Below are 12,768 nucleotides of genomic sequence, written 5' to 3' on the forward strand. Positions count from 1 at the left end.
ATGAGTTCTAATAAAATTGAGATATTAAATAATTTAAAGAATACAAGAAAATTTGGAGACAAAGATTGGATTAAAAGAGGATTAAATCCTTCTAATCAGGAGGTTTGTGAATTATTGGAAAATAATATTGATAATTGTTTAGTTGAATTAATTCAAAAGCTAGAAATTAAATATTCGGATAAAGATATTCTGAAAATTTTGAAAACTAATTTGAAAAAACTAGGAAAGAATTTTGATACTGAAGAACGAGAATTTGTAGCAGATTATTATGATCAAATCTCAAAAATTTTATCAATCGATTTTAGTAGTGAATTAAATAGTTGGCTGTATGGATCTTTATTTTCATCTCTACAAAGAGTAAATGACTTCTTTAGAGGAAAAGAAAAGATTCTTAATATTATTCAAACAAAATGTACCAAATGTAATTCTAATTTAGATACTTTTATTTTAGAGAAAATGGATAACGATATTCAGAATGACTATAATATCGTTAAATGTATAAATTGTTCTGAATATAATTTAATCGATAATGAATCTGGCAATAAAAGAATTAAATTTGGTAATTATGAATTGATAGAACAATTACCAAAAAATAATTTTAATCTTGAAGATGCGGAAATTCGATTAAAGCAGATAAAAATATTCAGAAATTAAAAGCCTGAGAGCATCTACTCAATCTTTGGGACAAAAAAAATAAAAAAATAGAAAAAATGAAAAAACATATCATCACATTCTTGTTTTCAATATTTACAGTCGTGTCTGTAACTGCACAAACGAAAATAAATCCTCAACTTTCAAAATTATATCAAAACTATATCGCAGTAAAAACAGCTTTATCTTCTGATGATTTTAAGAAAACTTCGGTTGCGGCAGGAGAATTTCTGAAGACAGCTTCTTCAGTCAATTCAAAATCTTTAGACGAGAAAAAGTTGAATTCGTTGAAAGCTGATGCAAAAACAATTTCTTCGGCAAAAAATATCGATGCACAAAGAAAACCGTTTTACAGATTATCTGAAGTAATGATTGCTGTTGCTAAAGAAAACAAAATTTCTGATAAAACCATCTTCGTACAATATTGCCCAATGGCTGAAGGAAGCTGGTTGAGTAACGAAAAACAGATTGTCAATCCGTATTATGGAAGTTCAATGCTTAAATGCGGTTCTGTAAAATCTGAAATAAAATAAATGAAAAAGAAACTCAAATCGAGTTTCTTTTTTTATATCTCCAGTTTTAAAATCTTTTCTACCATTTTCTGATTAAGGTTTTCCGGTATAGTGCGCATCAAAAAATTCCTTAGCTGATTTCCTTTTTCCCACTGAGAAATTGTACCAATCGTCCAGCTGTTTTTAACAATCGTATCAACTTTTTTTCTTCTGATATTCTGAAATTCTTCAAAAACTGAATTCAAATCTTGGTTCTTTTCTAATAGTTTTCCGATTACATAAGCATCTTCAATCGATTGACAAGCGCCTTGTCCCATATTTGGAGTCGTTGCATGAGCAGCATCACCAATCAGACAAAGATTTTCAGTACACCATTTTGGAATAGGAGTGAGGTCGATAATATCGTTCAGAATAATATTTTCCTGTTTTGTGGCTTCTAAAATTTCTAAAACTAAAGAATCAAAATCACCGAATGTTTCAATTAAATTTAGATTTTCTTTAAATTTATTTTCATTAATTAAAGCATACCAATACACTTTTTTGTCTGAAATTTTCACAAAACCAAAACGTTTTCCCTTTCCCCAGATTTCCAAAGCATGATGATTGTATTTTTCAGGAAGATTAAAATCGGTTAATCCACGCCAACATTTTTGACCGGCATTTCTGATTTTTCCATTTCCAAAAATCTGATTCCTGACTTTAGAATGAATTCCATCGGCTCCAAAAATGATTTCACTTTCTGTTTTAAAACCGTTTTCAAATTCTAAAAGATAATTTTTTTCCTTCTGAATTTGCTGTAAAGAATGATTTAATTGAATATTTTCAAAACCTAAATTTTCTGCTAAAATGCTCTGAAGCTCGGCTCTGTGAATTGCTACATTGCAAGAATTGAATTTTTGTTCTAAAGCCAAAATATTTGTCGTAGAAATGGTTTTCAGCTTTTCATCCGTAATAAATATTCCATGAATTTTATTTCCTCTGTTTTCAATTTTCTCTTTTAAACCTAAAGTCTCAAAAATTTGCATTGCATTGACCGCCATCATAATTCCGGCTCCGACAGGTTTTATTTTCGCAGCAGATTCATAAATCGTAAAATCTAAATGGTGTTGTTTCAGAACATTTCCTAAAGTTAAACCGCCAATTCCGGCTCCGATGATTGAAATTTGATTCATTTATTAGTTTTTGCTTTAGATTTGTTCAGTTGATAAGCCAGGAATGCACGAATAATTTTAAATAACAATTAGGAAGTTTGTGCATTGGTGGCAAATATTTACTTCAAATTTTTCAACTCGTTCAACAATTGATTTTGCTTGTCGATGAAATTATTTAAGATGTCAGTTTTTAGAGGATGTGCATTTTGATATTTTTCAATTTTGGGAAGCGTTTTCTTGATTTTAAATGCTTGATAATAACTATAAATTTTGTGATTATTTATGCTAACTTGTTTTGTTAGTTCTTCAAATTTAATCTTCTTTTGAGTGAATTTTTCTGAACTATTTGTTAGAATAGCAAAAATTTCTTTTTTCAGCAAAGAATCATTTATCGCCTTTGCATTAGATTCCGCAATGTTGTAATAATCATTTGAATTATTAATTATATCGCTGTAGAGTTCCTTCATTATTTTGCTGTCGCTAGTAATTGCATTAACTTTTTTGTCAAGTTTTTGAAGTTCAGTATCATTTTTCATTAATTCAGTGTAAATTCCATCTAAAATATTTTGAGCATTGCTCATTCTTTTAATTGGGAAACTTGATTCTGTATTTTCGGCTGCTGTGTCAACGATTTTATTTTCTGTGTCTTTTTGATTACAGGAAATTATGAATAAAAATAGAGTAGAAGTAATAAGTATTTTTTTCATGTTTGTTTGTTTATTGAATTTGTCATTTCGACTATAAGAGAAATCTCTTAATGGTTTAAAATATTGAGATTCTTCACTTCGCTACGCTTCGTTCTGAATGACAAACGTGCTGTTTAATTTATTATTTTAATGAGCTGAAGATACTCAAAAAATTGTCACAAAAAAGCGGAGCTTGAAAAAATCAAACTCCGCTTAATAATTATTTAAAGCTAAAATTATTTACCTAAATAAGACTTCAAAATCTTACTTCTCGTATTGTGTTTTAGTCTCTTAATTGCTTTTTCTTTAATCTGACGAACTCTTTCTCTCGTAAGGTCGAAAGTTTCACCGATTTCTTCTAAAGTCATTGGATGTTTTCCGTTTAATCCGAAATACAACCTTACCAAATCAGCCTCTCTTGGCGTCAAAGTATTCAATGCTCTTTCAATTTCAATTTGAAGAGATTCAAGCATCAAATCTTTATCCGGGCTTGGAGATTCTCCAGAACGTAAAACGTCATACAAGTTAGAATCTTCACCTTCCACCAATGGTGCATCCATAGACAAATGTCTTCCGGAGTTTTTCATTGATTCTTTAATATCTTCCTCGCTCATGTCAAGAACTTCAGCCAATTCTTCAGGTGAAGGTGGTCTTTCGTTTTCTTGCTCAAGGTGAGCGTAAGCTTTGTTGATTTTGTTAATCGACCCAATTTTGTTCAATGGCAATCTTACAATTCTTGATTGCTCTGCCAAAGCCTGTAAAATCGACTGACGAATCCACCAAACCGCATAAGAGATAAATTTGAAACCTCTGGTTTCGTCATATCTTTTTGCTGCTTTCATTAATCCTAAGTTACCTTCATTAATCAAATCGGGTAAAGAAAGACCTTGGTTTTGGTACTGTTTAGATACTGAAACTACGAAACGAAGGTTGGCTTTAATTAATTTTTCCAGTGCTGCTCTGTCGCCTGCACGGATTCTCTGTGCCAAATCTACTTCTTCGTCTGCTGTAATTAGTTCTACTTTACCAATTTCCTGCAAATACTTGTCTAGTGAAGCGGTTTCCCTGTTGGTAACCTGCTTGGTTATTTTTAATTGTCTCATTTATTTTATCTCAAAAATAGAGTTGCTACTACATTATACGTTCGAAAGAATAAAAAGGTTACACATGTTGCAATAATTTTTTATTTAATTAATTTGATTTCAAAAAAATATTTGTAAATTATCGCTCTTACGACCCAGAACAACGATTTTAGAGTAAATTTTATTTGAAATATATTTTTCAATTATTGAGAGAGTAGATTTAATTGATAGAAATCTCGTTTATTTTATGAGAAGCTATTTCCCGCTATCCATTGTATCTTTTTAATTGTGAATTTGCATCGTCACTTCGAGTAGATTTTGAAAAAATCGTATCGAGAAGTTGTTGAGTATAAGACAAGTTTTATTTGAAGTTCACTGGTTCTCGATACATTTTTCTTCCACTTTGTTGCAGAAAAATACTCGAACTGACGAAAACAAAAAAAGCGAAACCGAAGTTCCGCTCTATATTAAATGTGAAGATAAAATTAACTTTTAAAATTCACCATTAACTTTTTACTTTTTTAGAATAAATCATTCAACAATTTCGCCAATCTTAAACCTCCGTAAAGAAGCTGTCTTTCCATTGTATCATTAAACTTATACTGATAGTCATAAGATAATTTAGACCCGTCCGGAGTTTGCGCATAGATTTTATTGGCAATCTGATGAGAATCATACAACCAGTTTTCTAATGTTCCAGATTGTATTTGCTTTACTTCGTCTTTAGATTTAATATCTAAAAGTTTGGCATATTCGGTATAGCTGTATTTTTGTGAATCTACTAATTTTCCGTCCCAAACTGAGTGAAGATTTGTTTTATCTCCAAAATAAGTAACGTTAATTTTATTTCCACCCAAATCTCCAGACCTTCCGGTGTGCATTGGTTGTGCTAAATCTCCCATCATGTGAATCAGGAAAATTAAAGCAATTTTTCTATCTTTTTCAGAAGTTTTTACATCTTTAATCTGACTAGATAATACTTTAATCTGCGAATAAAGATTAGCTCCTGCCTGAGCTTTCAAATCTTTTTCAAATGCTGTAAAATCGGTTTGTGGATCAATGTTTACATAATGCCAAGCTGAAGCCTGTTTCCAGGCACCTGTAGTATCAGATTTAATAAAATCTGGCCAGTTTGCCCAATACGCCATTCTTTCTTGCCCCAACATTTTTTTCATTTCTCTCTTTGCCTTTCCCGAAAGATGGTTTTCTGCAATCTCAGCAATCACTCTGTGACCCGTTAATCCCCATGCATAAGAATAAACCGAGCTCGCTACGAATGCTAAAAGCAAAATTTTAGAATAAATACTTTTCATTTCTTTAAATAATTTTCGAATTGCAAAGATAGGTCAGCCTCATGGAAATTTAAGTTTAAAATGATAATTTGTTGCTTGTAGCACTGTTAATTTTTTGTAAAGTATTTATTAAAGAAAGTGATAACCTTTAATACGGATCGTAAAATTATTGAGTATAAAACGTATTTTTTACCTCAGACAAACGTAATACAAAAGAAAATCAGTAAATTAGTACAGACGAAGTATTTAAATTCAAAAAAATAATCTAAATGCTTTTTCAATATAAAGAGATATTTTATCTTTACGATACCAAACATGATCACAGAAAAAAAATATGTACGACAACAGCACGATAGATATGCATTACAACAAGCTGCAAACAGACTTTAAAGCTGAAGCAGTAGCTGTAAATCTCCTAAAATATCACAAATCTGTAAGCAATATTTTTATTGACCGAATAGGAATAAACGACAGAGCTTATCTAAAAGATATTAAAAGTATTTCGAGTCATTACTTAGGTTTTGACGAGGAAGTTCTTAATATTAAAACGTATCGCGAAGGAATATACGATTATCTTCCTGAGGGTATTTTTCATCCGCCATCACTCAATACTTCACGAAAAAATGTAGAAAGCGTTGTAAAAGAAATCCGTAAACAAAAAAGGGTAGAAGACGATGCTCGAAAATTCTTCAGACCGTTTGAGCTTGAGATTTTTTTTACAGAAATAAGCGCCTTGCTGAAAGAGTATGATTTTGATTTGGCAAGTGAAACAGATTCACTACTCGATATTTTCAGTGAACTTTGGCCGATTATTAAAATGCTCGATAAGCAGAATGCTTATATTTTTCTTCATGTCTTACCTTTTTTTCATAACATCAGAGGTGACAAAAAATGGTTTGAACGTTGTATGACCGCTTTCTTAAAAGTTCCTGTAGAAATTACTTTTACACCCAACGAAATAGACAGGATGAAAGAAGATGATTCTTCTATTCTTTTAGGAAATTCAAGACTGGGAGTAACCTATATTGCCAGCGGGAAACATATGGATGGTGAAAGAAACTGGATTGTAAATATAGGCCCGATTCCTTACGACGAGATGAAAAATTATATTCCGGGGCATCCTTTCAGAAAAGTTTTGCAGGCTTTGTATGATTATTGCCTTCCTGTTTCTGTAGATATTGAAGAAAATTTTATTACAGAAAAAAAAGACTATTCTTTTGTGTTAGAAGACAATCAAAGAAATGCAAACAGACTCGGTTATTCTACTTTTCTGTGAAATAATTTATTATATTTACATTCATCAATCAAACTAAATATTAATAGAAATCAATGGAAGTTTCTTCAGTAAAAGGTATATTTTTCAGGTATATTTTGGTGCCGCTTATAGCGGTTATCATGATGGTTGTTTTAGGATTCATCAGGAAAAGCCAGCCTGCTATAAAAATAAAAGTCATCATTATTTATGTGCTTTTATGTAGTCTGTGTCTTGCATTACCAGGTTTTTTCGGTTTTGCAGGTAATTCATTTAATCCGTATTGGTATTTAATTTCACAGATAATTTATCTTATTTTCGGGATTATTCATGTGAATTTAATGCATAATTTTTTCAGAAAGCATTTTAATTCTCAAACAAAAAGCATTCTTTTCGAATCTGTATTATCGGTAACCTGTGCTCTTGTGGGAGCTTATCTTTTTGTATTAATTTTCGAATGGATTAGCAAAGGAGCAGGATATCCTGTAATGTCTGCAACCAGTGTCTTGATATTCTTTGTACCAATGGTTTTTTACTATTGTTATATCATGTTAATCAGTATTCCGGTAGATATTTATAAAACATGGAAATATTCTCCCGATCAGAAACCACCTGATTTTGACGGCGCAGACTTTGACCGTTTAATGGTTTTAAATGTTGAATTGAGTAAAAATCTAGAAGATGCCAACAGATTCAGAATTAAAGCAAAAACTTTACCGACCGGCGTAACTTTTGGAGACTGGTTTTTCCGTGTAGTTGATGATTACAACCATAAAAACCCAAAATCTGTCATTCATTTAACAGACGAACAAAGAGAATCTTATTACTGGATATTTTATACTAAAAAATCATTTTTCAGTTTTAGAAAATACATCGATTTCGATCAGGATATTACCACGAATACGATTTCTGAAAATGAAGTTGTCATCTGTAAAAGAGTTATTCAGCACGAAGAAGAAGGAAAAAAATAAAATCAAAATCACACCACTAAAAATATTACACTATGATACAGCCCATAAAACACTTTGCTATCAACTGGGTTGATGGAATGAAAGTTTCGCAGAGACATCTCAACGATCAGGATAATTTTTTAATAGATACCATAAGAGACGCAAATTCTCTTGCCATTACCAATTATAATTACGGCTTGTTGCCTTTGTCTAATGAATTTACAGATAAAACTATTTTTGATGTTCATAATACGGCAACCAATGATGTACAATTGTTTATCAAAAACTGCAGCGCTGTAACTTTGGCAGGATATAGACTGGAGTTGAAAGATAGGAGAGTAAGTGTAAAATCTTTGGCTAAATCTCTCAACATCGATGAAAACCAAATGGATGGCGAATATTATATTTTAATCTCTGTAAACCCTTTTGATAAAGTGCCGTTTGGAGATATTGATCCCGAAGAAATTCCACCACGACACCCGAATGCGCAGGCCAATTATCATATCGAATTGCTTCCAATAAGTTCATTAAACAGCAATTATTCGGGCGGAAATTACCTGGTAGTTGGAAAAGTAGATTTTAAAGGTAATATTGCACAGGTAAACACTAATTTTATTCCGCCTTGTACATCGATTCAGAGTCATCCTGCTTTGATTGATTATTACAACGGATTTGCAAAATCTATTGGAAACTTACAGCAATATGCTTTCAAAATCATTCAGAAGGCTTCGCATAAAAACCAAAATACATCTTTGGCATTAAATGTAAAAGCTTTGTGTACTGTTTTGGTCGATACATTTGGTGATATGTATTTTCAGTTCAGAAATATTATTCCTTATCAGGCACCAGTTTTTTTGATTGAAACTTTCGCTAAATTAGCGTTAAGAATGTACAATTCTACACAGGTTTTAGTTCCAGGCGAATTGGAAGAAATGCTTAATTATAGTTTAGAATGGAGCGAAATTGCGCCACACACTTTACTTAATCAACTTTCTACGGTTGCAGAAACCAATTATGACCATCATAATACTGGAGAACCTCTTTTACATATCCATCAGATGTTGAGAAGTTTAGAAACAATTTTTGCTAAGCTGAGTGAACTGGATTATATAGGCCAGAGAAAAGAAAATATTATTGTTAACGAACAGGAAGTGTCTTCAAATACCAATCCTAAAAGAGGTTGGAGTGTTTTAGATTAAAAAGATAATTTTAAAATAAAAATAAATCCCGATACTTCAGATTCGGGATTTTTTGTATAAAATTGTTGTGTCTTATGAGAAAAAAAAACTAAGCATGATGTTGTCATTACGTAGGAATCTAAACAAGAATTGTAATATTAGATTTATACAAATAGATTTAGATTCCTACGGAATAACAAACTCTGTGAATAAGTAAGTAAATTATAGTAAATTCATTCGAATTAAAAGTAAAAAAATGAATACAGATAAAATAAGAGAGGAAATAAGAGGTCTGTCAGACGATAAATTATTCTTTAATAATGCAGGTTCTTCATTAATGCCCAATATCGTAGTTGATTCTATGATTGATTATCTGCAACAAGAAGAACAGTTTGGAGGATACGAAGTTGCGAACAGAAATGCAAAATTGCTTGAAAATTTCTATACTGAAACCGCAAAGCTCATTAACTGCAAACCTTCAAATATTGCTTTTATGACAAGTGCGACTGAAGCATTTTCGAAAGCACTATCGAGCATTATTTTCAAAGAAGGAGATGTTGTTATCACTACAGCAGACGATTATATTTCTAATCAGATTACATTTATTTCGCTTCAGAAAAGATTAAATGTAAAAATAATTCGTATCAAAAAACTTGAAGATAACGAATTGGATTTAGAAGACCTTGAAAATTTAATTCAACAACATCAACCGAAATTGGTTGCTGTTACTCATATTCCGACCAATTCAGGATTGATTCAGGATATTGAGGCGGTAGGAAAAATATGTCGTCAGTATGATATTTTATATTTGGCAGATTGTTGTCAATCGGTTGGGCAAATGGTCGTGGATGTTGAAAAAATAGGTTGTGATTTTTTGACTGCAACAGGAAGAAAGTTCATGAGAGGACCACGAGGAAGTGGCTTTTTATATGTTTCAGACAGAGTTTTAGAAAAAAAGTATGCACCGGTTTTATTAGATATGAGAGGCGCACACTGGTCGGAATATAATAATTATGAACTATTTAAAACCGCCAAAAGATTTGAACATTGGGAAGTTTCTTACGCCGCTGTTTTAGGAATGATGGAAGCTGTAAAATATGCCAACAATGTAGGGCTTAATAATATTGAAAATTACAATAGAAAATTAGCCGAAACACTCAGGATAAATCTTAAAAACAGCGGTTTCAAAGTTTTAGATATTGGAAATAATCTATGTAGTATCGTCACTTTCTGTGGTCCTGATAATGATTTAGAAAATATTCAAAAAGTTTTGAGAGAAAATAATGTTTTCTTCTCAGCAAGTTACAAACATTCGGCATTGATTGATTTTACCGATAAAAAAGTTGACGGAGCTGTAAGACTTTCACCCCATTATTTTAATACTTTAGGTGAGATTGAAAAAGTTTCGGATATTTTGAAAAAAAGTTTGAAATAGCGAGTAAACTATTTATGAAAGATAAATCAATAGATTTTTTTTCATTCGAAACTTTCATTAAATTCGTAAAAAATCAAAAAAGATAATGAAGATCAAATTGACCATCTGTCTTCTTGCGTTTCTTAATTTCTATGAAGCTCAAGAAAATATCACGTATCAGAAGCCGTCTGCAGAGATTTTAAAGCTTGCAGATTACGACCGACCGCCAAGTGTTTTAACCAATTCAAAAAAAGACTGGGTTATTTTTGTGTATCGACCAACCTATAAAACGTTAGATGATCTCAATCAGCAGGAAATGAAATTGGGAGGATTAAGAATCAATCCTATAACCAATATTTCGAGTACTGCAACCTACTCTAACAATCTGAAAGTGCGTAAAATGAATGATAAAACGGAGGTTCAGGTTAAAAACTTACCTGCAAATCCGAAAATCACTAATACCGCATTTTCTCCGGATGAGAAAAAATTAGCCTTCACTCATACTACAGATAGTGGAGTTGAGCTTTGGATTGTTGATCTTGAAACGGCAACCGCAAAAAAAATAACCAAAGATAACCTGAATGCCAATTTAGGAAATCCTTACAGTTGGATGAAAGATTCTCAAAGCTTTCTGATTAAAGTGCTTCCGGGAAACAGAGCTAAACTAACAGATTCTTCGAAAGATCTGCCAACTGGACCAATTGTTTCAACTGCCGATGGAAAAGTTTCTCAAAACAGAACGTATCAAGATTTACTTAAAAATCCTCAGGATGAAAGAAATTTTGAAATCCTTACTGCTTCTGAGTTGTATAACGTAGATTTAAATGGTGGTTTAAAAAAGATAAAAGATCAGGATTTATTTGCCGGAGTAAGCTATTCTCCCGATGGAAATTACCTGATGCTGACAACGATTAAAAAACCTTTTTCTTACATCGTTCCGCTAAACAGATTTCCAATGACCACAACCGTTTACGACGCAAAAGGAAATACTGTAAAAGTGGTGAATGAAGTTCCTCTAAATGAAATTATGCCGAAAGGTTTTTCATCTGTAAGAACGGGAAAAAGAGATATGGGTTGGAGAGCCGATCAACCTGCAACTTTGGTTTACGCTGAAGCTTTGGATGGTGGTGACCAATCTAAAACGGTTGATTTCAGAGATGAAGTTTTCAATTGGGAAGCTCCGTTTACTGCTCAGCCAAAATCTTTCTTTAAAACAAAACAAAGATACGGCGGCGTAAGCTGGACCAACAATCATTACGCTATTGTTGGTGAAAGCTGGTACGATACCAGAAATACAAAATCTTACTTAGTTGATTTAAACACAGGCAAATCTGAAGTAATAGAAGATAGGAATTACCAGGATGTCTACAGTGATCCCGGAAGTTTTAATACCACAAAAAATGATTTCGGAAGATATGTCATCGATATTAAAGGTGAAAAATCTTACCTGATTGGTGATGGATTTACAAAAGACGGTCAACATCCTTTCATCGATGAAATGGATATGAAATCTTTAAAAAAGAAAAGACTCTACACTTCAAATCTTAAAAATGCCAAAGAAGAAATTATCGATATTATTGATCCTAAAAAAGGAGAGGTATTGACGATTCAGCAGTCAGCAAGTCAATATCCGAATTATTTTAAGAAAAATATTAAATCTAATAAAACAGAAGCGGTAACCAATTTTGCCAATCCGTTTGAAAGCATTAAAGATGTTTACAAAGAAGTAATTACCTACAAAAGAAACGACGGAGTTACTCTAACAGGAACACTTTATTTGCCAGCAAACTACGATAGAAAAGCTAAAAAAGATAAACTTCCTCTATTAATTTGGGCATATCCTACAGAATATAAAGACAAAAATACAGCAGGACAAAATACTCAAAATCCGAACGATTTTACGTTCCCATATTACGGTTCTTTTGTGTATTGGACGGCGAAAGGATATGCAGTTCTTGATGATGCAGCATTCCCAATTATCGGGGAAGGAAAAACAGAGCCGAATGACACTTTTATTCCTCAATTGGTTGCTAATGGAAAAGCTGCGATTGATGCGGTAGATCAGTTAGGATACATTGATAGAACAAAAGTGGCTGTGGGAGGGCATTCTTACGGAGCATTTATGACCGCGAATCTTTTGACACATTCTAAAGATTATGCGTGCGGAATTGCAAGAAGTGGAGCATACAACAGAACGTTGACGCCTTTTGGTTTCCAGAGTGAGCAGAGAAATTACTGGGATGTTCCGGAAATTTACAACACGATGTCTCCATTTATGAATGCCGATAAAATGAAAACGCCTATGTTATTGGTTCATGGTGATGCCGACAATAATCCGGGAACGTTTACTTTGCAAACCGAAAGATATTTCCAGGCTTTGAAAAATCTCGGAGCTCCTGTGAAAATGGTTCTTCTTCCAAAAGAATCTCACGGCTATGCTGCCAAAGAAAATATTCTGCATTTGCTTTGGGAACAAGATCAGTTTTTGGAGAAATGTTTGAAGAAATAATTATACATAAAACTCGCTCAGTGGAGCGAGTTTTTTTATGGATTTAATTTAAATAATTCATATTCTATTCATTTTAATTTTTGTAATTTTT

The 12,768-nt window shown here is 32.3% G+C and carries 11 protein-coding genes; 7 read left to right on the forward strand and 4 right to left on the reverse strand.

The window, feature by feature from the left end; translation table 11 throughout:
* Nucleotides 1-654, forward strand: a complete 654-nt coding sequence (locus tag LO744_RS09445; RefSeq protein WP_230668859.1) for a DUF4844 domain-containing protein — start codon at nt 1-3, stop codon at nt 652-654.
* A 56-nt stretch (nt 655-710) separates the two neighbouring features.
* Nucleotides 711-1,184, forward strand: coding sequence for a DUF3347 domain-containing protein (locus LO744_RS09450; RefSeq protein WP_230668861.1), 474 nt, complete (start codon nt 711-713; stop codon nt 1,182-1,184).
* A 32-nt stretch (nt 1,185-1,216) separates the two neighbouring features.
* Here the strand turns inward: LO744_RS09450 and LO744_RS09455 are convergent, their stop codons facing one another.
* The 4 genes from LO744_RS09455 to LO744_RS09470 all read right to left on the reverse strand — a co-directional run bounded on the left by LO744_RS09455 (nt 1,217) and on the right by LO744_RS09470 (nt 5,395).
* Entirely contained in the window at nt 1,217-2,335 is a 1,119-nt protein-coding gene (locus LO744_RS09455; RefSeq protein ID WP_230668862.1) for an FAD-dependent monooxygenase, read from the reverse strand.
* Between the two features lie 98 nt (nt 2,336-2,433).
* Nucleotides 2,434-3,021: a hypothetical protein gene (locus tag LO744_RS09460; protein WP_230668864.1), complete on the reverse strand. Its 588-nt coding sequence runs from the start codon at nt 3,019-3,021 to the stop codon at nt 2,434-2,436.
* A gap of 215 nt (nt 3,022-3,236) precedes the next feature.
* Entirely contained in the window at nt 3,237-4,103 is an 867-nt protein-coding gene (locus tag LO744_RS09465; protein ID WP_027385416.1) for a sigma-70 family RNA polymerase sigma factor, read from the reverse strand.
* A gap of 500 nt (nt 4,104-4,603) precedes the next feature.
* Nucleotides 4,604-5,395: a S1/P1 nuclease gene (locus tag LO744_RS09470; protein ID WP_230668866.1), complete on the reverse strand. Its 792-nt coding sequence runs from the start codon at nt 5,393-5,395 to the stop codon at nt 4,604-4,606.
* Nucleotides 5,396-5,708: 313 nt separating this feature from the next.
* On the opposite strand from LO744_RS09470, the gene LO744_RS09475 reads away from it, so the two are divergent.
* From LO744_RS09475 to LO744_RS09495, 5 genes are all read left to right on the forward strand, one after another.
* Nucleotides 5,709-6,650, forward strand: a complete 942-nt coding sequence (locus LO744_RS09475; RefSeq protein WP_230668868.1) for a type VI secretion system baseplate subunit TssG — start codon at nt 5,709-5,711, stop codon at nt 6,648-6,650.
* 53 nt (nt 6,651-6,703) lie between these two features.
* On the forward strand, nt 6,704-7,597 hold the full coding sequence (locus LO744_RS09480; protein ID WP_230668870.1) for a TssN family type VI secretion system protein: 894 nt from the start codon (nt 6,704-6,706) through the stop codon (nt 7,595-7,597).
* A 32-nt stretch (nt 7,598-7,629) separates the two neighbouring features.
* The gene (locus LO744_RS09485) at nt 7,630-8,775 is read left to right on the forward strand and encodes a hypothetical protein (RefSeq protein ID WP_230668872.1); all 1,146 of its coding nucleotides are present in this window, start codon (nt 7,630-7,632) and stop codon (nt 8,773-8,775) included.
* 235 nt (nt 8,776-9,010) lie between these two features.
* Nucleotides 9,011-10,189 carry an aminotransferase class V-fold PLP-dependent enzyme gene (locus LO744_RS09490; RefSeq protein WP_230668874.1) on the forward strand — a complete coding sequence of 393 codons (1,179 nt, stop codon included), beginning with the start codon at nt 9,011-9,013 and terminating at the stop codon, nt 10,187-10,189.
* An 85-nt stretch (nt 10,190-10,274) separates the two neighbouring features.
* On the forward strand, nt 10,275-12,677 hold the full coding sequence (locus LO744_RS09495; protein ID WP_230668876.1) for a S9 family peptidase: 2,403 nt from the start codon (nt 10,275-10,277) through the stop codon (nt 12,675-12,677).
* Nucleotides 12,678-12,768 lie beyond the last annotated feature (91 nt).

This window comes from Chryseobacterium turcicum (genome assembly GCF_021010565.1).
In the GTDB taxonomy this organism is placed as follows: Bacteria; Bacteroidota; Bacteroidia; order Flavobacteriales; family Weeksellaceae; genus Chryseobacterium; species Chryseobacterium turcicum.